Below are 26,639 nucleotides of genomic sequence, written 5' to 3' on the forward strand. Positions count from 1 at the left end.
ACGAGATGCCGCGCTATCTGATGACCGTGGTCGAGCCGAGCACGGGACCCGGCCTCGCGCCCGGCCAGCTGGACCAGATCATGAAGGACGTCGACGCCCTCCACCAGGAGATGCAGGATGCCGGCGTTTGGGTGTTCGGCGGCGGTCTGCATCCGCCGGGCACCGCCACCACGCTCCGGCCCCGGGGCGACGAGGTGCTGCTGACCGACGGGCCGTTCGTCGAGGGCAAGGAGCACGTCGGAGGGCTCTCGGTGATCGACGTCCCTGACCTCGACGCCGCGTTGGAGTGGGGCCGCAAGCTGGTCCGGGCCACCACGATCCCGATCGAGGTGCGCCCGTTCTACGACACCGCGGGATGACGGCGGGGCGCGTGGTGCCCACGGCCGCGGCGGAGGTCGAGCGCGTCTTCCGGGACAGCTACGGCCGGGCGGTCGCCGTCCTCACCCGCCTCCTCGGTGACATCGACGCGGCCGAGGAGGCGGTGCAGGAGGCCTTCCTCACCGCGGTGCGGCGCTGGCCGGTCGACGGTGTCCCGCCGAGCCCGCCCGGCTGGATCATCACGACCGCCCGCAACCGCGCGATCGACCGGCTCCGCCGCGAGTCGACCCGCGCCGACCGGCACGCGCAGGCCGCGCTGCTGCTGGCACCCGACGAGCCGCTCGAGGAGTCCGCCGTGCGCGACGACCGGCTGAGGATGGTGTTCACCTGCTGCCACCCGTCGCTGTCGACCGCGGCTCAGGTGGCCCTGACGCTCCGGCTGATCGGCGGCCTGACGACGGCGGAGATCGCGGCGGCCTTCCTCGTGCCCGAGGCGACGATGGCGCAACGGCTGGTGCGCGCGAAGGCCAAGATCCGCGACGCCCGCATCCCCTACCGGGTGCCGACGGAGGCGGAGCTGCCCGACCGCCTGGGCGCCGTCCTCGCGGTGGTGTACCTGGTCTTCACCGAGGGGCACGACGCGACGTCCGGCGAGCGGCTGGTCCGCGACGACCTGTGCGCGGAGGCCATCCGGCTCGGCCGGCTGCTGGCGGAGCTGATGCCCGACGAGCCGGAGGTGACGGGCCTGCTCGCGCTGATGCTGCTGACGGAGTCGCGCCGGGCGGCGCGCACCGGTCCCGAGGGCGGCCTGGTGCTGCTGGCCGACCAGGACCGTTCCCGCTGGGACCGGTCGCTGATCGCCGAGGGTCAGGAGCTCGTCCGGCGCTGCCTGCGGCGGAACCGGCCCGGGGCGTACCAGATCCAGGCGGCGATCAACGCCGTCCACAGCGATGCCCCGTCGACGGCCGCCACGGACTGGGCCCAGATCGTCGCGCTCTACGACCAGCTGATGGTCGTCGCTCCGAGCCAGGTCGTGGAGCTGCACCGGGCCGTCGCCGTGGCCGAGGTGTCGGGACCGGCGGCCGGGCTCGCGCTGGTCGACCGGCTCGGTCTCGGCCGTTCCCACCTGTTCCACGCCGTCCGCGCCGACCTGCTCCGGCGCCTGGGCCGGCCGGCCGAGGCCGCGGAGGCCTACCGGACGGCGATGTCGCTGACGCAGAACGAGCCGGAGCGGGCTTACCTCCGGGCCCGCCGTGATGCGCTCGATCACTAATGCGAAGGCCGGCCTGCTGATGACGTCCGTCGGGTTCACTCCACCCAATGCTCCGCCAGCGGCCCCCAATGGTAGGAGCCGATCGACGCCGCCGACACGCCGACTTGGAGTGTGCAAAGTCAGCAATGGGGCGTGAGCGCCAGCCTGGCGCTCACTCCGCAGGACAGAAAGTCGGATCCGTGGAGGCCAGGTACTCGAACCGTATCGAAACATCGTCTTCGATCACGACCACGGCGTCGCGGCCACGCTCCCAGTGCTCCGGCAGGAGGAAATGCTGGCTATCGGACCGGATCAGGTACCGCAGTCCGCCGTAGCAGAACCGGTATGCCGAATCGTCGCCGTCAATGGTCTGGACGGTGAGGCCCGAGCCCCGCAGGTGCAGTTCCCGCTCGCTTAGCAGAATCACGCTGGGGCGCGCGGCGAGGTCGCGGACGATCGCGATCGCATTCGTCGTCCCGCGGAAGTTGGCGTAGCTGGACACGAGCCAGAACACCAGGAGCAGGAGTATGCCGGCAACGAGCAGCCGGGCTGTCCTCGGAATGGGATCGGTCCCGGTGCTCTTGGTCCGCAGCGCCGCACCGTAGACGCAAGCCAGGGCACCTCCGAGAAGGATCGCGGGCACCGTCGGCCACGCTGTTCGGAACGTCACGACACCCGCGTTCGCGATCAGACCGACGAGCAGACCAACCGCTCCGACGACCACCAGGCCGCCTCCGAGAACAGGAGCGTGCGCGGAGTTGATCACCCGGCGGTGCAATAGAACCGCGCCGAGGCCGAGCACAGCGATCAGGAGAAGCGGGAAGTACGTCGACCGGACGCTCCGGAGCAGGAGATCTGTGAACGACAGGTCGAGAAGCCCGATCTCGATGCCGAAATAGCGAAACGTCGCCGCCGCCCTGGTCCAACCGAAGTAGAACAACAGCGCACCGAACAGGCTGGCGGCTCCGGCGAAGCCGGCGATCAGCTCCACGTATTGCTGCACCGAGCCATCGGGGCCCGTCCGGGTGCTCGCTGGGAGGGGATTCTGAGCCGAGCGTCGTCGTGTTGCAACAGGCGCCCGGCGTCTGGGGCGCAACGGTGCCGCGGTCATGCCGCTGCGCATGAATCGTCGAAAACGGATCTGGCGATCCACAGGTCGTCGAGGCAGCCGCCGAAAGACGCGGCCGATGTGCCGCGCACTTCCTGTTCTCCCGCGGGGCGGCCCGCGGCCCCCTCCGCAGAAGGCGCAAGGTCCTGATCAGCTCGCCCGGCGGCACAGGGCTGCCCGTCCGGCATCCTCGGCACGGCGGCCCGCCCGCCACAGTCGAGCCACAGCGGAAGCCCTGTCAGGGGCATCGGAACCCCCTCTTCCTCCACGGGCCCGCCCGCACCTCCGTCGTCGTCCTGGAGAGGCGGAACGCCGGCCTCCTCCTCCGGCCCGCCCGCACCCCCGTCTGCAGGTGGAGGGCTCCCAGGACCTCCGCTGCTGCTGCACGAGCCAACACCCAACCCGACGCACAGGGCTGCGAGAAAGACCAAGAATGTCCGAAACCGAGGATGCACAGCGCACCTCCGCCATCTGTGCAGGGAGACGCATGGTGGACCGTAGGGAGATTTCGTGTACGCGCGGCCCTTCCGATCGTCCTCGGTCGACGAACGGCTGGGTACCCACACCGCGACGCCTCGTGGGCGACGAACGCGGCCCCCTCGGCTAATCCCAGGTGCGGCGCTGCTTCTTCAGCTGGCCGCGCTGCTTCTTCGCCTCGATCCGCCGCTCCTGCGAGCCCCGGGTCGGCTTCGTCCGGCGCCGGTTCGGGGGTGGCGGGGCGAGGGCGGCACGGAGGACGGCGGCGAGCCGCTCGCGGGCGGCCTGCCGGTTGCGCAGCTGCTGACGGTGCTCGCTCGCGGCGATCGTCAGGACGCCGTCGACCAGCCGGCCGCCCAGGCGGGCGGCCAGGCGCTGCTGCTGGTGCTCGCTCAGGCCGGGGATTTCCAGCGGCGCGAGCGACAGCTCGACGCGGGAGTCGGCGGTGTTGACGCCCTGCCCGCCGGGCCCAGAGGACCGGGAGAACCGCCAGCTCAACGCCGATGCGGGCACGACGACGGAGCCGGTGACCACGAGGTCACCGGAGGCGTCGTCGGGTCCGGGCACGGACTCAGTCTGACCGAGCCCGGTGCGTCCAGGGCTGGTGGCCGGTCTCACCACCCGCCGGCCCCCCCGCTGTGACAACCTGGGAGCGGGTCTGCAACCGGACTCCCGGACGAGTACGCCGTACCCGGACAGCGACAAGACGGCGTTCCAGGAGTACCCCGTGTACTGGCTCGTCCTCATCCTCTCCGGTGTCCTCGAGGCCGTCTGGGCCACTGCCCTCGGCCGGTCGGAGAACTTCACCCGCCTCGCGCCGACCGCCGTGTTCGCGGTGTCCCTGGCCGCCAGCATGGCCGGGCTGGCCTACGCCATGCGCGGCCTGCCCGTCGGCACCGCCTACGCCGTCTGGGTCGGCATCGGCGCCGTCCTGACCGCGGCCTACGCCATGTGGTCGGGACATGAGCCGGTGACCGTCGTCCGGGTGCTGCTGCTCGCGGGCATCGTCGGGTGCGTCATCGGCCTCAAGCTGACGCACTAGCGGCCGGCACCGGATCGGCGCCCCCCATGGCGCCCGGCCGGCAGCGGACCAGCCGCCGGACGGTCAGCCAGGCGCCGCGTCCGGCACCGTGCCGCTCCAGCGCCTCGACGGCGTACGCAGAGCAGGTCGGTGTGAAGTGGCAGCACGGCGGCCGCTTCGGACTGATCTCCCGCTGGTAGACGCGGACCGCGGCGATCATCCGGTCGACCAGGGGGGTGCCCCGCTCCCCCGTGCCGGTGCGCCGCACCTCGCGGACCGTCGACGGCGCGAGCAGGAACGAGTCGGTGCCGCAGCCGAGCATGTTGGCCAGGCAGCAGCCGGTGTTCAGCAGCAGCAGATCCCGCAGGCAGCTGTCGTTGCGCCGTCCGTAGGCATAGCCGGCCGGTGGGCCGTAGCCGGCGCCGTAGTGCGGCGGATACCCGGGGCCGTAGCCACCTCGGCGCCGGGGACGGCGCCGCCGCGGACCCCAGCCACTGCTCCAGATGAACACCATGGGTACCGCAGTACCGCGGGAGGATCGTCGGCATGCCCTCCCTCGCTGATGCGTTGCTCACCGGCCCCGTCGTCCTGGACGGCGGGCTGTCCACCGAGCTCGAGGCGCGGGGCTCGGACGTCGGGTCGGCGCTCTGGTCGGCGCGGCTGCTGCGCGACGACCCGGCGGCGATCGTGGCCGCCCACGCCGCGTTCGCGGCGGCCGGCGCCCAGGTGGCGACGACGGCCAGCTACCAGGCGAGCTTCGAGGGGTTCGTGGCCATGGGAGCCACCTGGCGCGAGGCCGAGTCGCTGATCGAGCGGTCGGTGGTCCTCGCTCGGGAAGGGCAGGGCGACGGCTGGGTGGCCGGGTCGGTCGGGCCGTACGGCGCGATGCTCGCCGACGGCTCGGAGTACACCGGCGGCTACGTGGACGAGATGGACGTCCGCGCGCTGCGCGCCTTCCACCGGCCGCGGATGGAGGCCCTGGCCGGTGCGGGCGCCGACGTCCTCGCCTGCGAGACGGTGCCCGCCGCAGCCGAGGCCGGGGCGCTGGTGGCGGAGGCAGTGGACATCGGGGTGCCCATCTGGCTCTCCCTGACCACGGTGCTCGGCGCCGACGGCGTCCCCCGCACCCGGCGCGGGGAACCGGCCGAGGAGGTGTACGCGCTGGTGGCCGGTGTCCCCGAGGTGATCGCGGTCGGGGTCAACTGCACCGCGCCGGCCGCGATCGGCCCGACGGTCACTGCGGCGGCCGTAGCCGGCAAGCCGATCGTCGTCTACCCGAACAGCGGCGAGATCTGGGACGCCGCCGCGCGAGGCTGGACCGGGTCGCCCGGGATCTCGGCGGACGACGTCCCCGCCTGGGTGGCAGCCGGCGCCCGGCTCGTGGGCGGCTGCTGCCGGGTCCGCCCCGAGCACATCGCCGCCATCGCCGCCGCCCTGCCCTGAGGGGCCATCTCCGGAGAGGGCACCTCGGGCGCTAGAGGATCGGGTTGCCGCCGGTGACCGCGACCCGCGCGCCGGAGACGTAGGACGCCTCGTCGCTCGCCAGCAGCACGTAGACCGGCGCGAGCTCGGCCGGCTGCCCGGCGCGGGCCAGCGGCACCTGCTCGCCGAAGCTCTCCACCTTCTCCGGAGGCATGGTGGCCGGGATGAGCGGCGTCCAGATCGGGCCCGGCGCGACGCTGTTGGCCCGGATGCCCTTGTCCGCGTACATCTGCGCCATGCTCGCCGTGAAGTTCGCGATCCCGGCCTTCGTCATCGCGTACGGCGCCAGGTTCGGGCTCGGCATGTCGGAGTTCACCGACGACGAGTTGATGATCGCGCCGCCCGGTGGCATGTGCGGGATCGCGTCCTTGGTCAGCGTGAACATCGCGCTCAGGTTCACCGCGACCGTGTAGTCCCACTCCTCGTCGGTGACCTCGTCGAGGCTGTCGTGGTTCATCTGGTAGGCGGCGTTGTTGACCAGGATGTCGACCTTGCCGAACTCCTCGACGGCCTTCGGGACGATCGTCTTGCAGTGCGCGCGGTCGGAGATGTCGCCGGGCACCAGCACGCACCTGCGGCCGGCCTCCTCGACGTACTTCGCGGTGTCCTTCGCGTCCTCGTGCTCGTTCAGGTACGAGATGAGGACGTCGGCCCCCTCCCGGGCGAACGCGATCGCGACGGCCCGGCCGATTCCGCTGTCGCCACCGGTGATGACGGCCGCCTTCCCCGTGAGCTTTCCCGAGCCGCGGTAGCTCTCCTCGCCGTGATCGGGCTTCGGGGTCATCTCGCCCAGGACGCCGGGCGGCTCCTGCTGCTGGGCGGGCTGACTGTCGGGGCGGGGCTCGGACACGGGCTCCTCCAGGCGGGTGCGGTCGGCTGTCTCGCCGACCGCTACCCGTCCTCCCAGCCCCGGAACCCGATGGGCGCCCGGATCAGGCGGCTCGCGCGGCCTTCGCCTGCGACGCTCCGACCAGCGGTTGCCACCGCATCTCGAGGTGACGCCGACCCGCGGCATCGACGACGAACACCCAGTGGCACTCCGGGCAGTTCTTCGCGCGCATCGCTCATCCCTCCGTTCACCTGCCGTTCACCTTCCGTTCCATCATCGGCCACTTCGACGCGACGACTGAGCAGGCGTTACCGGATCGTGATCGATCGCAATGGAGGCGCGGGTGGGGCTGAGGCGCGGAAGGCCCGGAGTTGTGGGGCACGCTGGTGCCCACGATGTCCACTCCCCTGCTCGACGACGCCGCCGACCTCGCCACCCTCCGGACGCAGGGGGCCGACGCCGACGAGCTCTTCGCATCCTTCGCCGCATGGGCCGAGTCGAACGGCACGGTGCTGTACCCCGCGCAGGAGGAGGCGCTGATCGAGCTGGTCAGCGGGGCGAACGTCGTCCTCGCCACCCCGACCGGCTCCGGCAAGTCGCTCGTCGCCACGGGTGCGCAGTACGCGGCTCTGGCGGCCGGCCGGCGCAGCTACTACACCGCTCCCATCAAGGCGCTGGTCAGCGAGAAGTTCTTCGCCCTGTGCGGGATCTTCGGCGCGGCCAACGTCGGCATGCTCACCGGCGACGCGGCCGTCAACCACGACGCCCCGATCATCGCCTGCACCGCCGAGGTGCTGGCCAACATCGCGCTGCGCGAGGGCGCCGACGCCGACATCGGACTCGTCGTGATGGACGAGTTCCACTTCTACGGCGACCCCGACCGCGGCTGGGCCTGGCAGGTGCCGCTGCTCGAGCTGCCGAAGGCGCAGTTCCTGCTGATGAGCGCCACGCTCGGCGACGTCACGTTCCTGCGCGAGGACCTCACGCGGCGCACCGGCCGGCCCACCGCCCTGGTGGCCAACGCCGAGCGCCCGGTGCCGCTGCACCACTACTACGCGACGACGCCGATGCACGAGACGATCCAGGACCTGCTCGACACCCAGCAGGCGCCGGTCTACGTCGTCCACTTCACCCAGGCATCGGCGCTGGAGCGGGCGCAGGCGCTGATGAGCGTCAACGTCTGCTCGAAGGAGGAGAAGGCGGCGATCGCCGAGATGATCGGCGGCTTCCGGTTCTCCTCCGCCTTCGGGACGACGCTGTCGCGGCTGGTCCGCCACGGCATCGGCGTCCACCACGCCGGGATGCTGCCCAAGTACCGGCGGCTGGTGGAGCAGCTGGCGCAGGCCGGCCTGCTCAAGGTCATCTGCGGCACCGACACCCTCGGCGTCGGCATCAACGTGCCGATCCGCACCGTCGTCTTCTCCGCGCTGTCGAAGTACGACGGCACCCGCACGCGGCTGCTGCAGGTGCGCGAGTTCCACCAGATCGCCGGCCGGGCCGGGCGCGCGGGCTACGACACCGCCGGGACCGTCGTCGTCCAGGCGCCGGAGCACGAGGTGGAGAACCTCAAGCAGTTCGCGAAGGTCGCCGACGATCCGAAGAAGCGCCGCAAGCTGGTGCGCAAGAAGGTCCCCGACGGCATGGTGCCGTGGAGCGAGTCGACGATGAACCGGCTGGTCGAAGGGGAGCCCGAGAAGCTGACCAGCAACATGCGGGTGTCCACGTCGATGATCCTCGACGTCGTCGACCGGCCCGGTGACCCCGTCGTCGCCATGCGCCGGCTGCTGACCGAGAACCACGAGCCGCGGAAGAAGCAGCTCCAGCACATCCGGGAGGCGATCGGCATCGCCCGGTCGCTGCTGCAGGCCGGCGTCCTGGAGCGGCTGCCGGAGCCCGAGCCGGACGGACGGCGCTACGACCTGACTCTCGACCTGCCGCCGGACTTCGCCCTCAACCAGCCGCTGTCGACGTTCGCGCTGGCGGCGATCGACCTGCTCGACCCGGCCTCGGAGACCTACGCCGTCGACGTGGTCAGCGTCATCGAGGCGACGCTGGACGACCCCCGCCAGATCCTCGCCGCCCAGCTGAACAAGGCGAAGGGCGAGGCCGTCGCCCAGATGAAGGCCGAGGGCATCGAGTACGACGAGCGGATGGAGCTGCTCGAGGAGGTCAGCTACCCCAAGCCGCTCGACGAGCTGCTCGGGCACGCCTTCGAGGTCTACCGGCAGTCGAACCCGTGGGCCGCCGACGGGCAGCTGTCGCCGAAGTCCGTCGTCCGGGAGATGTGGGAGCGGGCGTTCACCTTCCGCGAGGTCGTGAACACCTACGGGCTGACCCGCGCCGAGGGCGCCGTGCTGCGCTACCTCTCCGATGCCTTCAAGGCGCTGCGGTCCGGCGTCCCGGCGTCGGCGCGCACCGAGGAGGTCACCGACGTCGTCGAGTGGCTCGGCGAGCTGGTCCGTCAGGTCGACTCGTCGCTGCTCGACGAGTGGGAGCAGCTCACCTCACCCGACCAGCCGCTCGACCTGCCCGTGTCCGTGCCCGCGCGGCCCCGGCCGCTCACCGGCAACGAGCGGGCGTTCACCGCGATGGTGCGCAACGCGCTGTTCCGCCGGGTCGAGCTGTTCGCCCGCCGCCGCTGGTACGACCTGGGCGAGCTCGACGGCGACTCCGGCTGGGACGCCGACCGCTGGGAGGAGGTCGTCCGGGGCTACTTCTCCGACCACGACGAGGTGCGCACCGGAGCGGACGCCCGCGGTCCGGCGCTCCTCGTCGTCGACAAGAGCGACAAGCGGCTGTGGCGGGTCCGGCAGATCCTCGACGACCCGGCCGGCGACCACGACTGGGGGCTCGACGTCGAGGTGGATCTCGACGCCTCCGACGAGGAGGGCACCGCGGTTCTCCGGCTGGTGGACGCCGGCCGCAAGGACTAGCGGCGCGTCGTCCGGCGCGTCACCGGATTGTGTCCGAAGCCGTGCCGGTTCTGTCGCCGCGGGTGCCGGAGCGGCCCTACCCTCGTAGGCACAGGACGCCTCCCCGCGTCCGCGCCGTCGGAGGACCCGATGACCGAGCGCCTGCAGCCGCCCCACGGTTCCGGCCAGAAGACGGCGCGCAGACGGGGGGCGCGGTCGCGCGCGGGCGGTCCCAGGGGCCCCCGGACCGTCCCCGCCGACACCATCGGCGAGCCGACGATCCTCGGCTTCCCCGCGGACGTCCCGGAGGAAGGCACGGCCCTCCCCCAGCCGGAGCTGATCGTCCTCAAGCGCCCCGACCGGGTCGCCGGCGGTGCGCTCGTCCTCGCCGGCGTGGCCGCGAACCTCAGCCTGCTGCTGTCCTGGTCGACCGGCGAGGGCCCCACCGGGCTGGCGCTCCTCCAGCGCAGCGTCGAGGGGCTGGGCGCCGGGGTCGCCGAGTGGGCGGGCGGCGGCGTCTGGCAGCCGTTCGTCGTCGTGGCGAGCGGCGGGCTGCTCGTCGTCCTCGGCCTGCTGCTCCTGGTGCCCGCACGTGCTCACCGGCTCGTCGGCCTCGTGGCCCTGGTCGTCGCCCTGGGTTGCGCGGCCGCGGTCGTCCTGCTGCTGGCCGACACCGGCTGGACGCTCGACCGGTACGGCGCCGGCATGTGGTGCGCCGTCGCCGTCCCCGTGCTGGGGCTCCTCGGCGCCCTCAAGGCGATGCTGACCACCCCGCTGGTCACGCTCGACGCCCGCTGACGACGGCGACCGCCGCGACCTGCTCGAGCAGCGCCAGGGCCGTCGTCCGCATCCTGTCCTCGATGTCGTACGCAGGGTCGTAGGACGCGAGCGTCGCCGAGACGACGGGCAGCCGGGCAGCGGTCGCCAAGAGCACGCCGAGCACCTCCTCCGCCGTCAGTCCGTCAGGGGCGGCGTACCCGTTGGCCGGGGCGATCGACGGGTCGTGGACGTCGAGGTCCACGTGGAAGTGCACCGCGTCCACCCGCCGGGCCAGCCCGTCGAGCGCTCCCGCCAGGTCCGCCGGCCGGCGGACCTGCTCCGGGCGCAGCCAGGTGAGCGCCGAACGCTCCAGCACGGCGACCTGGGCCTCGCTCAGGTCACGCGCCCCGACCAGGACGACGTCCCGTTCCGGCAGCGGTTGGAAGCCGGGCACATCGCCGGCGAGCGCCCGCCAGCAGCGGCCCACCATCATGGCGAGGCCCTGCCCGTCGAGGAAGCCGGAGGTGTCCTCCTCGGGCGTGTTGAAGTCACCGTGCGCGTCCAGCCAGACCAGGCCGACCCGGCGGTGGTCCGCCCTCATCCCCGCGAGGACGCCCAGCGTCGTGTTGCAGTTCCCGGCCAGGAGCAGCGGCACCTCCCCGGCCGCCCGGGCATCGGCGACGGCTGCGGCCACGAGCCGCTGGAGTTCGAAGGCGGTGGCGAGCTCGGCCTGCCAGTCCGACGCCGGGGCGACCAGCTCCTCCCGGACGGCGTGCCCCCGGCTGCGCAGTCGGGAAGCGGCACCGGCCCGGCTCAGGGCGGTGGGGCCCGCCCCCATCCGGACGTCGCGGTGACCGGAGTCGTACGGGGCACGGAGCAACCGCACGGGCGGTCGCTCCGGCGTCGGTCCGGGCATGGCGGCGATCACACCACCGAGCCGCCGTCCGGACCAGCGGCCTGTGTCAGGCTCGGAAGCGATGAACGCATGACCGGCTGGGAGATGGCCGCCGTGGCCGCGGCCGGCCTCGCGGCGGGCGGGATCAACGCCGTCGTCGGCTCCGGCACCCTGGTCAGCTTCCCCGTGCTGCTCGCCGTCGGGCTGCCGCCGGTGCCCGCGACGATCAGCAACTCCCTCGGCCTGATCGCGGGCAACCTCAGCGGGGCGGTCGGCTACCGGCGGGAGCTCCGGGGCCAGCGACGGCTGCTCCTCCGGCTCCTGCCCGCCTCCGTCCTGGGCGCGCTCACCGGCGCCTTCCTGCTGCTGCACCTGCCGGCGTCGAGCTTCGAGGCGATCGTCCCCGTCCTCATCGGGATCGCCGTCGTCCTGGTCGCCGTCCAGCCGGCCCTGCAGCGGAGGCTGGCCACGCCCGCGGGCTCGCCGGACCGTCCGGTCGACGGCGCGCGGCTGGCCGGACTCTTCGCCGGGGCGTACGCCACGGGCACGTACGGCGGCTACTTCGCGGCCAGTCAGGGTGTGCTGCAGATCGGCATCTTCGGCCTGCTGCTCCGGGAGTCCATCCAGCGCCTGAACGCGCTCAAGAACGTGCTCACCCTGACGGTCAACACGGTGGCGGCCGGGGCCTACGTCGTCGTCGCCTCGAACCTGGTCGACTGGACGGCCGCGGCCCTGCTCGCGGGCGGCTCCCTGGTCGGCGGGCACGTCGGCGCCCGCTTCGGCCGCCGGCTGCCGTCGTGGCTCCTGAGGACGGCGATCGTCGTCCTCGGCATCATCGCCATCGTGGTCCTGGTGACGAGGTGAACCCCCTCGAGTTCGGCTTCCTCGTCCTCGCCGGCATCGGCGCCGGTCTCGTGGGCAGCATCGCCGGTCTCGCCTCGCTCATCAGCTATCCCGCGCTGCTCGCGATCGGCATCCCGCCCGTGACCGCCAACGTCACCAACACGACGGCGATGGTCCTGACCGGCGTCGGCTCGGTCAGCGCGTCCCGGCCGGAGCTGACAGGGCAACGGTCGCGGGTCCTGCGGCTCGCCGGCGCCTCGGCGCTGGGCGGCGCCGCCGGGGCGGCCCTGCTGCTGTCGACGCCGACGTCGGCGTTCGAACGGATCGTCCCCTGGCTGATCGCCGCGGCCGCGATCGCCCTGCTGGTCAGCCGCCCGCCGCAGGCCCTTGCGGTCGAGGGGGCGCTGGAGCACCCCGAGCACCGCGACCCCTGGTGGCTGCCGCTCGGGACGTTCACGATTGCCATCTACGGCGGCTACTTCGGCGCCGCGGCCGGCGTGATGATGCTGGCGATGTTCCTGCTCACCACCGGCGAGGGCCTGCCCCGCGGCAACGCGCTGCGCAACGTCGTCCTCGGGATCGCCAACGGCACCGCCGCCGTCGGCTTCATCGTGTTCTCGTCGATCGCGTGGTCGGCCGCGCTGCCGCTGGCCATCGGGCTCTTCGCCGGGGGCCGGCTGGGCCCGCGCGTCGTCCGCCGGGCCCCGCAGACGCTGCTGCGCCGACTGATCGCGCTCGCCGGCATCGGCCTGGCGATCCACCTCGGCATCCAGGCCTACACCTGAGCGCGGGCGGACGGCGTCCGAGCAACCTCAGCGGCTGACGTAGGCCGCCAGGAACAGCACGAAGCCGCTGACCAGGAGCAGCAGCCGGGCCGGCGTCAGCCCGTTGAGCAGGCCGGCCGTCGCCTCCACCCACGCTGGGCGGACGACGGCGTCGCGGGCACGCTGCCGGATCATCCGCACCTCGTCGGCGAGCAGGATGCCCGACGTCCCGAGCAGGCCCAGGCCGAGGACGGTGAAGGCGAGTGCCAGCCGGTCCTCGAAGCTGTCGGCCACTCCGCCCAGCAGCAGCACGACGACCAGGCCCAGGAGCAGCCCGATCAGGGCGCCGGCCACGGGAGCCCACGGGCCCATGACGGTCAGCGGGCCGCGGCGCGGCATCCGCGGCGCCGGCCGGACGGTGACCGGTGCGGTCATGTGGGCGGCGTCCTGCTGCGGCGCGGCGCCGGCCTCCTCCGCCGCCGTCGGGACGACCTCCGGCTCGCCCGGCACACCCGGACGGACCACCGGGATCTCCGCCGTGCCCGTGCCGACCGACGTACTTCCGTTGCGTTCACTCATGACTCATCACCTCATCCGTCACGCTAGGCGCATCCGTCCCAGAAGCTCGGACGACGCCCCGAGGACGCGCGAGTGGCCTACGACTCAGTGGCCGGCGAACTCAGTGGCGGCGACCTCAGCAGGTGGCGAGCAGCCCGGCCAGCGCGTCGGCCTCGGCGGGCGTGACGGCCAGGGCGTAGCGGTCCTTCACCGTGACGACGACGGTCGCGTAGGAGCAGCCGTAGGCCGGGTCCGCGGGAACCCACTCCTCGGCGGTCGAGTCGCCCTTCGAGGAGTTCTCCGCCCGCGTCGTCGCGATCAGGTTGGCGAGGTCGTTGGCGAACGCCTCCCGCTGGTCGGGCGCCCACGCCGCGGCCCCCTGCACCCAGGCGGCGGCCAGCGGGACGACGTGATCGATCGGCACCAGGGCGGCGTCGGCCTTCTCGAAGGGGACCATCTCGCCGGTGTACGGGTCGTCGAGGACACCGGCGATGACCACGCACCCCTGCGTCCCGTCGCGCACCTGCACCTCGGTGAGGTCGCGGTGCAGGACGTCGTTGCGCTGGTCGCAGCCGTTGCGGTCGACGTCGGACCACGCCGGGCCGAACACGCAGGCCTCCCCGTCGCCGCAGCCGCGCTCGTAGCCGTCGAGTGCGGTCTTCTCCGCGACCCGCAGGCCGGCCAGTGCCGTGGCCGCGGCGGCGGGCTCGAGCGTTCCGGTTGGGACGTCCGCCTGTCCCACCGACGCGGCGGGCTCCGGCGGACCCGACTCGATCTGCCACTCGAACTCGCAGCCGGTGAGGGTGAGGAGGACGGCGAGCAGCACGAGGACGACGGAACGGGGCACCCCCCGACGCTACGAGCGACCACCGACGGTTCCCGGCACCGACACTCGTTGCGGCTAGACCAGGCGGCGGCTGTCCTGGGCCACGACGCGCAGCCAGCGGTAGCCGTAGCCCTCCAGCGGGACCTCGGCCCCGCCCTTGTCCGACAGCGACGTCTCGCCCGCCTGCAGCAGGTCGACCAGGCGGTGCGAGGCGTCGCAGCCCTCGAGCGTGATCGGCACGGTGCGCGGTTCGGCGCACAGGTTGTGCAGCGCCACGAGTGCCCCGTCGTCCCAGGAGCAGAGGTGGGCGAGCACCTCGGGGCAGGGGTGCTCCAGCACGTGGAAGTCGCCCCACCCGAGCTCCGGCGACTCCCGGTACCGGCGGATCAGCAGCTTCATGAACGACAGCAGCGAGTCGGGGTCGTTGCGCTGGGCCGCGACGTTGACGAACTCGGGAGAGAAGCCGCCGCTGACCACCGGGCCGGGCAGCTTCCGGGGCTCGGCGGGCGAGAAGCCGCCGTTGCGCCCCGACGTCCACTGCATGGGCGTCCGGACGGCGAGGCGCCCCTCGGCATCGAGGTCCTCCCCCATGCCGATCTCCTCCCCGTAGAAGAGCACCGGGGTGCCGGGGAGGGAGAACAGCAGGCTGTAGACCATCCGGATCCGCCGCGGGTCGCCGTCCAGCATCGGCGGCAGCCGCCGGCGCAGACCCCGGCCGTAGACCTGCATCCGCTCCTCCGGGCCGAAGGCGGCGAACACCTCAGCGCGCTCCTCGTCGGACAGCTTGTCGAGCGTGAGCTCGTCGTGGTTGCGCACGAAGGTCGCCCACTGCGAGTCCGGTGACAGCGCCGGCCGGCCCTCGAGCGCGGCGGCCAGCGGTCCGGCGTCGGCCCGGGCCAACGCGAGGTAGAGCGCCTGCATGCCGATGAAGTCGAACTGCATCGTCAGCTCGTCCCCGTCCCTGCCGCCGAAGAACTCCAGCTGCTGGTCGAACGGCAGGTTCACCTCGCCGAGGAGGACCCCGCTGCCCGAGCGACGGCCGACGAGCTGGCGCAGCGCCCGCAGGTACTGGTGCGGCTCCGGGAAGGCGCCGTCGTCCGCCCCCGCCGTCTCCAGGAGGAAGGGGACGGCGTCGACGCGGAAGCCCGAGAGCCCGAGCTGCAGCCAGAACCCCATCACCTTGGCGATCTCGTCGCGCACCCGCGGCTCGGTGACGTTCAGGTCCGGCTGCTCCTTGTAGAACTTGTGCAGGTACCACTCCCCCGTCGGCTCGGACAGCGTCCAGATGCTGGTCTCCTGGTCGGGGAAGACGACGTCCTTCGTCGTGTCGGGCGGCGGGTCCGAGCGCCAGACGTAGAAGTCGCGGAACGGCGAGTCCTTGCTCCTCTCGGCCGACCGGAACCAGGGGTGCTTGCGCGAGGTGTGGTTGACGACGAGGTCGGCGATCACCCGCATGCCGCGGTCGTTCGCCGTCCGGATGACCTCGACGAGGTCGCCGTGCGTGCCCAGCCGGGGATCGACGCCGTAGAAGTCGGTGATGTCGTAGCCGTCGTCGCGCTCGGCGGTCGGGTAGAAGGGCATCAGCCACAGGCAGGTGACGCCGAGGTCGGCGAGGTGGTCGAGCCGCTGGGCCAGGCCGGCGAAGTCCCCGATGCCGTCGCCGTTCCAGTCCATGAACGTCTCGACGTCGAGGCAGTAGACGACGGCGGTCTTCCACCAGAGGTCACTGGTGTCGGTGATCCTCATACCGCCACCGCCGGCTCCGGCTTCTCGACGTCCAGCTGGGGCAGCACGTGCTCGCCGAACGCGTCGAGGAAGCCGCGCTGCTCCTGGCCGACGTGGTGCAGGTAGATGTCGTCGAAACCGAGCTCGACGTACTCGTCGATCCAGGCGGCGTGCTGACCGAGGTCCGACGACACGCGCACGACCTTCGCCACGTCGTCCGGGGTGACGTGGGCGCTGGCCTGCTCGAACGCCTCCGGGGTGTCGAGGTCCCAGCACAGCGGTGGGGGGAAGACGTTGCTGTGCCACTCCTCGAACGCGATGGCCAGCGCCCGGTCGGGGTCCGGGTCGTAGGAGACGTGCACCTGGAGGACGAGCCGGCCGCGTCCGCCCGCGTCCCGGTACGCGGCGATCATCTCGCGCAGGTGCCCGTGCGGCTGGTTGATGGTGACCATGCCGTCGGCCCACTCCGCGCCCCGGCGTGCGGTCGCGACGGTGACTGCGGGCGCGATCAGCGCCGGTGGCTGCTCGGGCAGGGTCCAGATCTTCGCCCGGTCGACGGTCACCAGCCCGTCGTGCGTGACCTCCTCCCCCGCCAGCAGCGCCCGGATGACGTCGACGCACTCCCGGAGGCGGGCGTCGCGCACGTCCTTGCGGGGCCACCGGTCCCCGGTGATGTGCTCGTTCATCGCCTCGCCGCTGCCCAGCGCCACCCAGAACCGGCCGGGGAACATCGCGCCGAGTGTCGCGATCGCCTGCGCCACGATCGCCGGGTGGTAGCGCTGGCCGGGCGCGTTGACCGCGCCGAACGGCAGGTTCGTCGTCGCCAGCGCGGCGCCGAGCCAGGACCACGAGAACCCGGAGTGCCCCTGCTCGAGGTTCCACGGCGCGAAGTGGTCCGAGCACATCGCGGCCGTGAACCCGACCTCCTCCGCGTGCTGGACGGCTGTGAGCAGCTCCGCGGGATGGATCTGCTCGTGGGAGTTGTGGAATCCGATCACCGGCATGCGCCCATGCCTACCGGTGTCCGGACCCCGCGGCCAGGTGGGTCAGCGGCCGGCGAGTGCCAACCGGACACCGAAACCGAGCAGCGTCGCCCCGGTGACCCCGTCGATCGCACGCACCGTCGACGGACGGCGGAGGCGCCGGCCGAGCGCGCTCGCGAGCGCGATGAGCAGGGCGAACCAGACGGCCGACAGGGCGCCGTGCACGCCGGCCAGCAGGAGGCCGACGAGCAGCGGGTCGCTCCCGGCCGGCAGGAACTGCGGCAGCAGGGCGACGTAGAAGACGCCGACCTTCGGGTTGAGCAGGTTGGTGGCCAGACCGGCCCGGGCCGCCCGCCACGCCGACGTCGCCGGTGCCCCGTCCGGCTCGGCGGGCGCACCGCTCCCTCGCACGGCGCGCACCAGCAGCCGGGCGCCGAACCACAGCAGGTAGGCCGCACCCGCGTACCGCAGGACGTCGTAGGCGAGGTCCGAGGCGGTCAGCAGCGCGGAGACGCCGACGGCCGCGGCGGCACCCCAGACGAACAGCCCGGCGACGATCCCGGCCGCGGTCGCGGCAGCCTCGCCCCGGCTCCGGGTGAGCGCCGCGCGCAGGACGAGGGCGGTGTCCAGTCCCGGCGTGACGGTGAGCGCCGCCGCCACGACGGCGAAACCCAGGACCGCCGTGCCGAGGCTCACGTCGCCATGGTGGCGCACTGGGACTGCGAACCGGCCACGCCCCGGCGAGGATCGCCGGGTGACACGGACACCGACCACCGACGAGTGGGGCATCGATGCGAGCTGGCTGGACGCGCTGGACGAGGAGCACGAGGTGGCTCCGGCGACGATCGAGCGGCTGCGGGAGGTCATCGGGCGTCCCCCGGCGGACCTCGAGGACCGTGCGCCGATCGTCGCCCGGCCCGGGGACGCGCTGGAGATCGACGAGGCCACCGTCGTCTGCGAGGACGGGGACGTGCGGCAGATCGACGGCGAGCTGCCCGAGGACTTCCCCCTCGGCTACCACTGGCTGCAGACGCCCGAGGGCCGTCGCCGGCGGCTGATCGTCTCCCCCGGCGGGTGCTGGCTCCCCGAGGGCCGCCGCTGGGGCTGGGCCGTGCAGCTCTACGCCACCCGCAGCCGCGACAGCTGGGGCATCGGCGACCTCGCCGACCTGCGGGCGGTGCGCCGCATGGCGGCCGACCAGGGCGCGGGTTTCGTGCTGATCAACCCCCTGCACGCGGTCGCCCCGACCGCCGGGCAGGAGTCCAGCCCGTACCTGCCGGCCACCCGCCGCTTCCGCAACCCGATCTACCTGCGGGTCTCCGAGGTGCCCGGCGCCGACGGCGTCGACCTCGAGGAGGATGCCGGCCGAGCGCTCTCCGACGGCACGCTCATCGACCGGGACGCGATCTGGGCGCGCAAGCGCGAGGTGCTGATGCGCATCTTCTTCGCCCACGGGGGCGGCGAGGCGTTCGCCCGCTGGCGCGAGGAGCAGGGGCAGACGCTGCAGGACTGGGCGACGTGGGCCGCGATCGTCGAGGAGCACGGCGGCGACTGGCACACCTGGCCCCCGGAGCTGCGCCGTCCGGAGAGCCCGGAACTGGCCGCCTACGTCGAGCGGCACGGCGCCGTCGTGGCGTTCCACGCCTGGCTGCAGTGGGCGCTGGACCTGCAGTTCACCGCCGCCACCGGTGACATGACCGTCATCCAGGACCTGCCCATCGGCTTCGCCGGGGGCGGCGCCGACGCCTGGACCTGGCAGGACGTGCTGGCCGAGGGCGTGGACGTCGGCGCCCCGCCGGACGCCTTCAACTCGCAGGGCCAGAACTGGGGCTCGCCACCGCTGATCCCGTGGCGGCTCCGGGACGCCGACTACGAGCCGTTCATCCAGTCCATCCGCGCCACCATGGCCGGCGGTGGGGGGCTGCGGATCGACCACGTCATGGGCCTGTTCCGGCTGTGGTGGGTTCCCGCGAACGGCAGTGCCGCGGACGGCGCCTACGTCCGCTACCCGTCCGACGACCTGCTCGACATCGTCGCGCTGGAGAGCCACCGGGCGCAGGCCCTCGTCGTCGGTGAGGACCTCGGCACCGTGGAGGACGGGGTCCGGGAAGCCATGGCCGAGCACGGCGTGCTGTCCTACCGGCTGCTGTGGTTCGAGGAGGACGCCCCGGCGGAGTGGCCGGCGGAGGCCATGGCGGCGATCACCACTCACGACCTGCCCACGGTCGCGGGGCTGTGGACCGGGAACGACGCCGAGGAGCAGCGCGAGTACGGCACGGGGACGGACGAGGAGCTGGAGCGGGGCCGGAAGGCGCTGCTGGAGCGGCTGCCCGGGCTCGCCGAGGACGCACCCGTCGAGCAGGCCGTCGAGCGGGCGCACCGACTGCTGGCGCAGGCCCCGTCGAAGCTGCTGTCGGCGACCCTGGACGACGCGGTGGGTGAACTGCGCCGTCCGAACGTGCCCGGCACGACCGAGCGCCCCAACTGGTCGCTGCCGCTGCCCGTGCTCGTGGAGGACCTGCCCGGCCACCCCCTGCTGCAGAAGGTCTCGGGCATCCTCGCCGCCGGCGTGACCAACGACCGGAGGCCGGCCCCGAGGAGATGAGGACCGGCCTCCGGCCGTGGTGCTCGCGGTGCCGACCGGCGCACCGGCCACGACTCGGAGCGCTCACGGCAGCCCAGAAGTCGTTTGCCTGTGTCGCACAGGCGGCTCGCCTCCCTGCCGCCAACCGGAATGCTGTGCCGCTTCTCACTGACGCCTCGCCGTTCGTGTCGCGACGACGCGCCGGAGCGACTCGCGCCTACCGGATCGAACGTACGTTCGGATGCCGTGCGAGACTTCTGCGGTGGCCGGCGGCATGAGTCCTGGACGAGGGGGACGCTCCCTCGGGGAGCGAGCCGCGGCCTCCGGGGTCCGGACGGAGGTACCGATGTCCGCCGCCGTCCCGGAGCCCGGACCCGCCTACGCAGCCGCCGGGGACGGCGGCGAGGGGCGGCACTGCTGGGTGCGCGATCCCCCCGAGTTCCCGGGCACATGGCCGGGCCTGCTGGTCGAGTGGCGGCAGCGCGGGGGGGCCTGGCAGGGGCGCGTCGCCTACGCGGTGACCGGCCCCCACGGGCCGGCCCTGGTGGAGTCGTGGCTGCCGGCGGCCCGGCTGGAGCCGCGATGATCACGGTTGGCGGCGGCGCGAGGTGGCTATGGCCGGACGGTCACATTCCTTCCCGGACGGAGCAACGATGACTTCCCCCGACGACGGCGCCACTCTCGACGACGTGATCCAGCCCGAGGAGCACCCCACGCGCGACCGGACCCAGCACGCGAAGGACCCGCACCCGAGCGACGAGGTGCTGGAGCACCGCACGGAGCTGGAGCGCCAGGCCGTGGGTTCGGACGACGCCGACCCCACCGGCGCCGAGGAACACGCGGCGACCGACTGAGCAGCCGGCTGACCCCGGCGGACGTCGCCTGCTGGGTGCTCAAGACGACCCGTCCGCCGGACGCGATGGCGGCCGGCTGGGCACCCCGCACGGCGCGTTCGATGACCCGCTGCGTGCGTGCCTCCTACCGCCTCGAGCTGATGGCGGCCGGCCAGCCGTGCCTGCTCTGGGTGAGCGGCCGGACCGCTCCCGGGGTCCACGCCCTGGGCAGGCTGACCGGTCCGGCGGGCGAGGACGACGACGGCCGTCCGGTGGTCCCCGCCCGGCTGGAGCTGCTCGCCGAGCCGGTGCCCCGGGCCGAGCTGCTGGCCGATCCGCGGATGCGCGATGCCGAGGTGCTGCGGATGCCGGCCGGCAGCAATCCCTCGTGGCTGTCGGCCGAGCAGTTCGCCGCGGTCCTCGACCGGGCGGGCGGCGCCGTCCTGGGACGATGAGGGCGTGAATCCGAACCGGCTGCGCTGGGGCGCGCTCGCCTGGCTGCTGACCCTGCAGTTCTTCGTCGTCGAGGCGATCGCGGCGAGCCGGTTCGAGGGGTCCTACTCGCGCGCCGACGACACCATCAGCGCGCTGGGCGCGGCCGACTCCGCCGCTGCGACCCTGATGAACGCGTCGTTCGTCGTCCAGGGGGTGCTGATCCTCACCGGCACGCTCCTCCTGCGACCGGCGCTGATGCGCGGGGCGGCGGACGTCGCCCCTGTCCTGCTGGGCGGCGCCGCGGTGGGCGTCGTCCTCGTGGGCGTGTTCCCGACCGACGGCAACTCGACGATGCATGCGATCGGCGCGGTGCTGTACCTGCTCGGGGGCGGGCTGGCCCTGATCGCTCTCGCCTACGCCGTCCGGCCGCGGTCGGAGCTCCTCGGGACGACGCTGGCGCTGCTCGGCCTGATCGGGACGGCGGCCACGGTGTTCTTCCTGACCGGCGTCGTCGACGTCCTCGGCAACGGCGGCACCGAGCGCGCGGCCGGGTACGTCCTCCCCATCGCGCTGGCCGTCGCCGGCGCGGCACTGTGGCGGCTGGGGGTCCCGTCCTCGGATGCGTCGACCGAGGAGCGCCTCACCCGGCGCGAGGAGCGCGAACTGATCCGCGCGGAGCGGGCCGAGCGCGACCGCCGGCGGGACGAGGCACTCGAGGCGGCGGTCCGGCGTCCGGTCTCCGAGTCCCCGGCGGTGGACGCCGACGGAACCGAGGACGACCCGTGGGCGGGCCAGGGGCGCCGGCGGGACTGATCAGCCCGGCACGAAGGTCAGGACATCCTCGACCGGACGCCGCCCGCTGACCGCCCCGGTCGGGGTCTGCGGCGGGTACCCCAGCCGCACGAGCAGCTGCGGGTGTCCGACCAGGGAGAGCCGGGACTGCAGCCGGGTGCGCGTCGCCGGCCAGTCCAGCGCCTGGGTGAGCGGTGACGCGGCCACGCCCGCCGCGGTCGCGTGCAGCAGGATGCGGCCCAGGCCACGGCCGGCCTGCAACCAGTCGTAGCGGTCGTCGCCGCCGGTGCCCATCAGCACCACGAGCGGGCCTTCCACCTCCGGCGGCGGCGCGTCGGGATCGCCCGCCGGGAGGAACGGTGACTGCTCGCGCTCGCCGGCGACGAAGTCGCGGATGAGCCAGTTCGAGGGACGGGCGTGCGGGTTCCCGCTCGGCACCGCCTCCACCGGGACGCCGTCCACCGCGCCGGGGTCGGTCCGCATCCAGCGCTGGATCTCCGCCAGATAGGCGGCGCCCTGCTCCATCTCCTCGGCCCGGGAGACCAGGACGACGGTGGCGACCTCCTCCTCGGAGCGCGTGATCGGCTTGACCCAGGTGTCGAGGAGGCCGGCCTCCTCCTGCAGCCGGTCCACCAGGTCGGCGGGCACCGCCCGCGACTCGAACGGTGCGCGCACGGTGTGCCGCCGGTCGATCGCCGCGGCCAGCCCGCGGTCCTCGTCGGAGGGATCGCGGGTGCCCGTCACCTCGATCGTCGCCAGGTGGTCGGGATCGCCGTCGTCGGTGAGCAGGTCGACCGCGCCGTCGGACCCGGCGGCGGAGAGGGCCACGACGGCGAACTCCAGGGCGCTCCCGCAGCTGATCACCTGCTGGCGGCCGGTCGGGTCCAGGACGGGCAGGGCACGCTCGCGGTCGAAGAAGAGGTCGAGGCGGTCCGGCCCGGCGACGAACCGCCACGGCTGCGTGTCGAGGATCGACGGCGCCCATGTGGCGTCGGCCACCACCCGCACCCAGTCCTGCTCCTCCACGCCGACCTCCCGCTCCGTCCGCGGCCAGGAGTCGCCCGGCGCCCCGGTCTGCTGCCTACCCCATTCCTGGGCGCGGGCGCCGGTGCGTCGCAGCGGCAGCGTTCGTCAGAGTGGGGTGCCAGCCTCCTGCGTCACCGGCACGGGACGGCGGGGGCGCGTCCGGCGGCGGGACAGGGCGACCCCGGCCAGGCAGACCGCGCCACCGACGACCGCCAGCGCCGGCGGCACCTCGTCGAGGAGCAGCCAGCCGAGCACGATGACCAGCGGCGGCACCACATAGGTGGTGACCCCGAGCTTTCCGGCGTCCATGCGGGTCAGCGCGTACGCCCAGGTGCTGAACGCCAGCGCCGTCGGCACGACGCCGAGGTAGACCATGCCGGCAACCGACGCCGCCGGCGCCCGCCCGAGCTCGTCGATCAGCGCACCGGCCCACGGCAGGCAGCAGAGCATGCCGACGACGCAGGCGGTGAACGTCACCTGGAGCGCGGGCAGCCGGCGCAGGACCGGCTTCTGGGCCACCACCCCGATCGCGTAGGTCACGGCGGCCACGACGCACAGGACGACGCCCACCAGCTCGGTCTCGGCACTGCGAGTGGCCACGCCGATGAGGACGACGCCGGCGAAGGCGACCGCGATGCCGGCGACCAGCCACCGCGGGAAGCCCTCACCCAGCAGCAGGCCGGCGAAGACCGCGATGAGGATCGGCCCGATGTTCACCAGCATCGCCGTCGTGCCGGCATCCAGGTGCTGTTCCGCGGCGTTGAGCGCGACGTTGTAGACGCCGAACCAGCCGACCCCGCAGGCCCCGAGCAGGGCCCACTCCCGGCGCGTGGGCGGCACCCAGCCACGACCGACCATGAGCAGGCCCAGCACGGCCGACCCGACGAGGAGACGTCCAAGCGCGAGCGCCCCGGGTGAGAGGTCCTCCCCCACCCCGCGGATCGCCACGAACGCCGACGCCCAGGCGAAGAGCGTGACGACGACGGCGAGGATCGTGCGGCTGTCCGGGCGGGCCGGCGCGCTGGTCGGGGTGTTCACGGTCGGACCCTAGGTGCCGGGTCCGACAGTTCTCCGGCGGGTTTCCGACGTCGTCCTGCGATGGCGGTCCTGCCACCGAAGTTGGCAGTCCGCCAGCGCTATGCGTGCAGGTGCTCGGCGTAGGTGCGCCGTCCCCGGGCCCCGCCGGACGGCACCGCCGCGCCGTCCCGGACGGCGGCGCTCAACTTGCCGGGCACCGGCGTGGCGACCACGTGCGTCCCCGGGGCGCGGGCCCCGGCCCAGGCCCGGGCGAGGTCGGCCGCCGCCAGGTCCTCCGGCCCGCCGAACTCGACCACGCCCCCGGAGGGAGGCATGGCGACCACCTCGGTGACGTGCGCCGCGACCTCCCCCACGTCGACGGGCTGCACCCGCCAGCCCATCGGCACGGGGAGGACCGGGCCGCGCTTGGCCGAATCGAGGAGGAAGTCGATGAAGTCGTGGAACTGCGTCACGCGCAGCAGGGTCACCGGGAGCCGCGAGGCGAGCAGCACCTGCTCGGCGGCGAACTTCGCGCGGTAGTAGCCGTACGGGATGCGGTCGACCCCGACGATGGAGAGGTAGACCAGGTGCCGCAGCCGTTCGCGGTCCACGGCCTCGACGAGCCGGCGCGTGCCGGCGACGTCCACCTGCCAGGGATCACCCTGCGGGTCGCTGGCGGCGTGCACGATGATCTCGGCACCGGCCGCCGCCTGCCTCAGGTCGGGACCGCCCACCGCCAGGTCCCCTCGAACCCCACCCGGACCGGTCCCCCGCCGCGACAGCAGACGGACCGTGTGGCCGGCCCCCTGGAGCGGTTGCACGAGGCGCTGTCCGAGGCGACCGGTCCCACCGGTGACGAGTACGTCCACGCCCCGCAGTCTTGCCTGCGGACTCGCCCGACCGGGTGCACGAACTCATCTCACATGCGAGATAACGTGCTCCGGTGACGCTCACCGACATGCCCGCCGACACCGCCATGGCGCGCATCGGCTCCCTCGTCCGGGACGCCCGCCGCCACCGCGGCCTCACCCAGCAACAGCTCGCCGACCGCCTCGGCACGAGCCAGAGCGCCGTCGCCCGCATCGAGCAGGGCGGTCAGAACCTCACCCTCGAGCTGCTCGGCCGGCTCTCCGCCGCGCTGGAGAGCGAGCTGATCAGTCTCGGCCCGACCGGCCCGACGCACCTGCGGGTGACCGGCGGACAGCCGCTGCGCGGTCGCGTCACGGTGAAGTCGTCGAAGAACGCCGCCGTCGCCCTGCTCTGCGCCGCACTGCTCAACCGCGGCCGGACGACGCTGCGCAACGTGGCGCGCATCGTCGAGGTGGAACGCATCCTCGACGTCCTGCGCTCCATCGGCGTCTCGGCGACGTGGGACGGGAACGGCCACGACCTCACGCTCGTCGTGCCGGACGACCTCGACCTCGCCGGGATCGACGCCGACGCCGCCCGGCGGACCCGCAGCATCATCATGTTCCTGGGCCCGCTGCTGCACCGCGCGCAGACGTTCAACCTGCCCTACGCCGGAGGCTGCGACCTGGGCACGCGCACCGTCCAGCCGCACATGATCGCGCTGCGGCCCTTCGGCCTGGAGATCGAGGCGCGCGCCGGCGAGTACCACGCCACCGTGCAGCACAACGGCGCCCCGTCCCGGGCGATCGTGCTCACCGAGCGCGGGGACACCGTGACCGAGAACGCGCTGCTGGCCGCCGCCCGCACCGACGGCACGACGGTCATCCGGAACGCCAGCTCCAACTACATGGTCCAGGACCTCTGCCTGTACCTGCAGCTGCTCGGGGTCGGCATCGAGGGCCTCGGGACGACGACGCTCGTCGTCCACGGGAAGCCCGTCCTGGACTCGGACGTCGACTACACGATCAGCGAGGACCCGGTCGAGGCGATGAGCCTGCTCACCGCCGGCATCGTCACCGGCTCCGAGCTGACCGTGTGCCGGGCGCCGGTCGACTTCCTCGAGATCGAGCTGGCCGTGCTTGCGGAGATGGGGTTGCGCTACGAGCTCTCCCGCGAGTACGTCGCCGCCAACGGGCACACCCGGCTGGCCGACATCACCATCTCGCCCTCGGTGCTCCGCGCGCCCATCGACAAGATCCACCCGATGCCGTTCCCGGGGCTGAACATCGACAACCTGCCGTTCTTCGCCGTCATCGCGGCGCAGGCGGAGGGGGCGACGCTGATCCACGACTGGGTCTACGACAACCGGGCGATCCACCTGTCGGACCTGACCCGCCTCGGCGCCGACGTCCGCCTGCTCGACCCCCACCGGGTCCTCGTCAACGGCCCGACCCGCTGGTCGAGCGCCGAGGTCGTGTGCCCTCCCGCGCTCCGGCCCGCGGTCTGCATCCTCCTGGCGATGCTCGCGGCCAAGGGGACGTCGGTCCTGCGCAACGTCGACATCATCGCCCGCGGCTACGAGCACCTCTACGAGCGGCTGGTCGAGATGGGCGCGCAGATCCAGGTCTTCCACGACTGAAAGGACCCCCGAGCCGAAACCGCCATTTCGGCACCTGACGAGAGGTGCCGGAACCGCGATTTCGGCACCTCAGGAGAGGACGTGGCCGGCGCGGATGACGACTCGGGGTGGGGCGTGGTGGGCGAGCAGGTCGACCGTCCTCGTCGCGTCGTGCACGAGCAGGTCGGCCGGGCCGCCCACCCGCAGTCCGTAGCCGTCCAGCCCGAGGACCCGGGCCGCTGAGGTGGTCACCAGGTCGACGAGCAGTTCCTGCTGGGGCGCCGACCGCATGTCCAGCAGGTGCGCGGCCAGGAAGGCGACCTCGAGCAGGTTGTGCCGGCCGAACGGGTAGTACGCGTCCTCCACGTCGTCCTGGCCCAGCGCCACCGCCACGCCCCGCTCGACCGCCCGCTCCACCGGTAGCGCCACCGAGCCGGTGTGCGGGTCGCTGACCAGTCCGAGCCCGACCTCGCGAGCCAGGTCGAGGAGCGCGTCCTGCCGTTCGGCGTCGTAGTGCCCGACGGCGCGGGCGTGACAGGCGACGCCCCGCCCCTCGAGCCCGTGCCGCCGCATCGCCTCGGCGAGCATCCGGGTCGTCTCGTAGGCCGGGTCAGGGGCGTCGTCGGTGAGCATCGCCACCCGTCGTCCCAGCCTGGCGGCCAGCGCGCAGGCCCAGTCGACGTGCGCCTCCTGGTCGGCCGGGGTCGCCTCGATCCAGGGGATGCCGCCCACG

At 73.2% G+C, this 26,639-nt stretch carries 28 protein-coding genes, 1 pseudogene and 1 riboswitch; of the genes and pseudogenes, 14 read left to right on the forward strand and 15 right to left on the reverse strand.

Going from position 1 to position 26,639, the window contains the following annotated elements:
* Nucleotides 1–5: 5 nt before the first annotated feature.
* Both E4P40_RS05255 and E4P40_RS05260 read left to right on the forward strand, forming a co-directional pair.
* The gene (locus E4P40_RS05255; RefSeq protein WP_135157837.1) at nucleotides 6–359 is read left to right on the forward strand and encodes a YciI family protein; all 354 of its coding nucleotides are present in this window, start codon (nucleotides 6–8) and stop codon (nucleotides 357–359) included.
* Nucleotides 356–1,591 (forward strand): RNA polymerase sigma factor, encoded by a 1,236-nt coding sequence (locus E4P40_RS05260; RefSeq protein WP_135157839.1) that lies wholly within the window; start codon nucleotides 356–358, stop codon nucleotides 1,589–1,591. The genes E4P40_RS05255 and E4P40_RS05260 overlap by 4 nt, the downstream gene beginning before the upstream one ends.
* Before the next feature lie 151 nt (nucleotides 1,592–1,742).
* On the opposite strand, the gene E4P40_RS05265 is transcribed toward E4P40_RS05260, so the two are convergent.
* The gene (locus E4P40_RS05265; protein ID WP_135157841.1) at nucleotides 1,743–2,561 is read right to left on the reverse strand and encodes a hypothetical protein; all 819 of its coding nucleotides are present in this window, start codon (nucleotides 2,559–2,561) and stop codon (nucleotides 1,743–1,745) included.
* Between the two features lie 720 nt (nucleotides 2,562–3,281).
* Nucleotides 3,282–3,722: an alternative ribosome rescue aminoacyl-tRNA hydrolase ArfB gene (gene arfB / locus E4P40_RS05270; protein WP_135157843.1), complete on the reverse strand. Its 441-nt coding sequence runs from the start codon at nucleotides 3,720–3,722 to the stop codon at nucleotides 3,282–3,284.
* Nucleotides 3,723–3,806: 84 nt separating this feature from the next.
* A riboswitch (guanidine-III (ykkC-III) riboswitch) is annotated at nucleotides 3,807–3,871 on the forward strand.
* Nucleotides 3,872–3,882: 11 nt separating this feature from the next.
* On the opposite strand from arfB, the gene E4P40_RS05275 reads away from it, so the two are divergent.
* Nucleotides 3,883–4,197 carry a multidrug efflux SMR transporter gene (locus E4P40_RS05275; RefSeq protein WP_209305196.1) on the forward strand — a complete coding sequence of 105 codons (315 nt, stop codon included), beginning with the start codon at nucleotides 3,883–3,885 and terminating at the stop codon, nucleotides 4,195–4,197.
* Here E4P40_RS05275 and yidD read toward each other — a convergent pair.
* Nucleotides 4,181–4,690, reverse strand: coding sequence for a membrane protein insertion efficiency factor YidD (yidD, locus tag E4P40_RS05280; protein ID WP_135157845.1), 510 nt, complete (start codon nucleotides 4,688–4,690; stop codon nucleotides 4,181–4,183). The genes E4P40_RS05275 and yidD overlap by 17 nt on opposite strands.
* Before the next feature lie 32 nt (nucleotides 4,691–4,722).
* Between yidD and mmuM the strand changes: the two genes are divergently transcribed.
* Nucleotides 4,723–5,619: a homocysteine S-methyltransferase gene (gene mmuM / locus E4P40_RS05285; RefSeq protein ID WP_135157847.1), complete on the forward strand. Its 897-nt coding sequence runs from the start codon at nucleotides 4,723–4,725 to the stop codon at nucleotides 5,617–5,619.
* A gap of 31 nt (nucleotides 5,620–5,650) precedes the next feature.
* On the opposite strand, the gene E4P40_RS05290 is transcribed toward mmuM, so the two are convergent.
* A complete protein-coding gene (locus E4P40_RS05290) occupies nucleotides 5,651–6,508 on the reverse strand; it encodes a glucose 1-dehydrogenase (RefSeq protein ID WP_135157849.1) in 858 nt (285 codons plus the stop codon).
* An 82-nt stretch (nucleotides 6,509–6,590) separates the two neighbouring features.
* Nucleotides 6,591–6,719, reverse strand: a complete 129-nt coding sequence (locus E4P40_RS29290) for a hypothetical protein (RefSeq protein WP_280790575.1) — start codon at nucleotides 6,717–6,719, stop codon at nucleotides 6,591–6,593.
* Nucleotides 6,720–6,882: 163 nt separating this feature from the next.
* Between E4P40_RS29290 and E4P40_RS05295 the strand changes: the two genes are divergently transcribed.
* Entirely contained in the window at nucleotides 6,883–9,420 is a 2,538-nt protein-coding gene (locus E4P40_RS05295) for a DEAD/DEAH box helicase (protein ID WP_135157850.1), read from the forward strand.
* Between the two features lie 129 nt (nucleotides 9,421–9,549).
* Nucleotides 9,550–10,197 (forward strand): hypothetical protein, encoded by a 648-nt coding sequence (locus tag E4P40_RS05300; protein ID WP_135157851.1) that lies wholly within the window; start codon nucleotides 9,550–9,552, stop codon nucleotides 10,195–10,197.
* Here the strand turns inward: E4P40_RS05300 and E4P40_RS05305 are convergent.
* Entirely contained in the window at nucleotides 10,178–11,074 is an 897-nt protein-coding gene (locus tag E4P40_RS05305; RefSeq protein WP_135157852.1) for an arginase family protein, read from the reverse strand. The two genes, E4P40_RS05300 and E4P40_RS05305, sit on opposite strands and share 20 nt — an antisense overlap.
* Before the next feature lie 69 nt (nucleotides 11,075–11,143).
* Here E4P40_RS05305 and E4P40_RS05310 point away from each other — a divergent pair, with 69 nt between their 5' ends.
* Nucleotides 11,144–11,917, forward strand: a complete 774-nt coding sequence (locus tag E4P40_RS05310; RefSeq protein WP_135157853.1) for a sulfite exporter TauE/SafE family protein — start codon at nucleotides 11,144–11,146, stop codon at nucleotides 11,915–11,917.
* Complete coding sequence (locus tag E4P40_RS05315) at nucleotides 11,914–12,681, forward strand: sulfite exporter TauE/SafE family protein (RefSeq protein ID WP_135157854.1); 768 nt, start codon at nucleotides 11,914–11,916, stop codon at nucleotides 12,679–12,681. Before E4P40_RS05310 ends, E4P40_RS05315 begins: the two co-directional genes overlap by 4 nt.
* Before the next feature lie 27 nt (nucleotides 12,682–12,708).
* Here E4P40_RS05315 and E4P40_RS05320 read toward each other — a convergent pair whose 3' ends face one another.
* The 5 genes from E4P40_RS05320 to E4P40_RS05340 all read right to left on the reverse strand — a co-directional run bounded on the left by E4P40_RS05320 (nucleotide 12,709) and on the right by E4P40_RS05340 (nucleotide 17,448).
* Complete coding sequence (locus E4P40_RS05320) at nucleotides 12,709–13,239, reverse strand: hypothetical protein (RefSeq protein WP_135157855.1); 531 nt, start codon at nucleotides 13,237–13,239, stop codon at nucleotides 12,709–12,711.
* Nucleotides 13,240–13,354: 115 nt separating this feature from the next.
* Nucleotides 13,355–14,065, reverse strand: coding sequence for an HNH endonuclease family protein (locus E4P40_RS05325; RefSeq protein ID WP_167762111.1), 711 nt, complete (start codon nucleotides 14,063–14,065; stop codon nucleotides 13,355–13,357).
* 54 nt (nucleotides 14,066–14,119) lie between these two features.
* Nucleotides 14,120–15,790: an alpha-amylase family protein gene (locus E4P40_RS05330; protein ID WP_135157856.1), complete on the reverse strand. Its 1,671-nt coding sequence runs from the start codon at nucleotides 15,788–15,790 to the stop codon at nucleotides 14,120–14,122.
* Nucleotides 15,787–16,773 carry a TIGR03885 family FMN-dependent LLM class oxidoreductase gene (locus tag E4P40_RS05335; protein ID WP_135157857.1) on the reverse strand — a complete coding sequence of 329 codons (987 nt, stop codon included), beginning with the start codon at nucleotides 16,771–16,773 and terminating at the stop codon, nucleotides 15,787–15,789. Before E4P40_RS05335 ends, E4P40_RS05330 begins: the two co-directional genes overlap by 4 nt.
* 42 nt (nucleotides 16,774–16,815) lie before the next feature.
* Nucleotides 16,816–17,448, reverse strand: coding sequence for a LysE family translocator (locus tag E4P40_RS05340; protein ID WP_135157858.1), 633 nt, complete (start codon nucleotides 17,446–17,448; stop codon nucleotides 16,816–16,818).
* A gap of 58 nt (nucleotides 17,449–17,506) precedes the next feature.
* On the opposite strand from E4P40_RS05340, the gene malQ reads away from it, so the two are divergent.
* From malQ to E4P40_RS05365, 5 genes are all read left to right on the forward strand, one after another.
* Nucleotides 17,507–19,357: a 4-alpha-glucanotransferase gene (gene malQ / locus E4P40_RS05345; RefSeq protein WP_135157859.1), complete on the forward strand. Its 1,851-nt coding sequence runs from the start codon at nucleotides 17,507–17,509 to the stop codon at nucleotides 19,355–19,357.
* Between the two features lie 325 nt (nucleotides 19,358–19,682).
* Complete coding sequence (locus E4P40_RS05350; RefSeq protein WP_245160146.1) at nucleotides 19,683–19,922, forward strand: hypothetical protein; 240 nt, start codon at nucleotides 19,683–19,685, stop codon at nucleotides 19,920–19,922.
* A 67-nt stretch (nucleotides 19,923–19,989) separates the two neighbouring features.
* Nucleotides 19,990–20,190: a hypothetical protein gene (locus E4P40_RS05355; protein ID WP_135157861.1), complete on the forward strand. Its 201-nt coding sequence runs from the start codon at nucleotides 19,990–19,992 to the stop codon at nucleotides 20,188–20,190.
* Nucleotides 20,191–20,225: 35 nt separating this feature from the next.
* The gene (locus E4P40_RS05360) at nucleotides 20,226–20,624 is read left to right on the forward strand and encodes a hypothetical protein (RefSeq protein ID WP_245160147.1); all 399 of its coding nucleotides are present in this window, start codon (nucleotides 20,226–20,228) and stop codon (nucleotides 20,622–20,624) included.
* Nucleotides 20,625–20,628: 4 nt separating this feature from the next.
* The gene (locus tag E4P40_RS05365) at nucleotides 20,629–21,417 is read left to right on the forward strand and encodes a DUF998 domain-containing protein (protein WP_135157862.1); all 789 of its coding nucleotides are present in this window, start codon (nucleotides 20,629–20,631) and stop codon (nucleotides 21,415–21,417) included.
* Here E4P40_RS05365 and E4P40_RS05370 read toward each other — a convergent pair whose 3' ends face one another.
* From E4P40_RS05370 to E4P40_RS05380, 3 genes are all read right to left on the reverse strand, one after another.
* A complete protein-coding gene (locus tag E4P40_RS05370; RefSeq protein WP_167762113.1) occupies nucleotides 21,418–22,422 on the reverse strand; it encodes a nitroreductase family protein in 1,005 nt (334 codons plus the stop codon).
* 105 nt (nucleotides 22,423–22,527) lie between these two features.
* A complete protein-coding gene (locus E4P40_RS05375; protein WP_135157864.1) occupies nucleotides 22,528–23,460 on the reverse strand; it encodes a DMT family transporter in 933 nt (310 codons plus the stop codon).
* Between the two features lie 98 nt (nucleotides 23,461–23,558).
* The gene (locus E4P40_RS05380; RefSeq protein ID WP_135157865.1) at nucleotides 23,559–24,308 is read right to left on the reverse strand and encodes an NAD(P)H-binding protein; all 750 of its coding nucleotides are present in this window, start codon (nucleotides 24,306–24,308) and stop codon (nucleotides 23,559–23,561) included.
* Between the two features lie 74 nt (nucleotides 24,309–24,382).
* On the opposite strand from E4P40_RS05380, the gene E4P40_RS05385 reads away from it, so the two are divergent.
* The gene (locus tag E4P40_RS05385) at nucleotides 24,383–25,927 is read left to right on the forward strand and encodes a UDP-N-acetylglucosamine 1-carboxyvinyltransferase (protein ID WP_245160148.1); all 1,545 of its coding nucleotides are present in this window, start codon (nucleotides 24,383–24,385) and stop codon (nucleotides 25,925–25,927) included.
* Nucleotides 25,928–25,996: 69 nt separating this feature from the next.
* Here the strand turns inward: E4P40_RS05385 and E4P40_RS05390 are convergent.
* Nucleotides 25,997–26,639, reverse strand: a pseudogene (locus E4P40_RS05390) (amidohydrolase family protein); the annotation flags it as partial.

It is taken from the genome of Blastococcus sp. CT_GayMR20 (assembly GCF_004570345.1).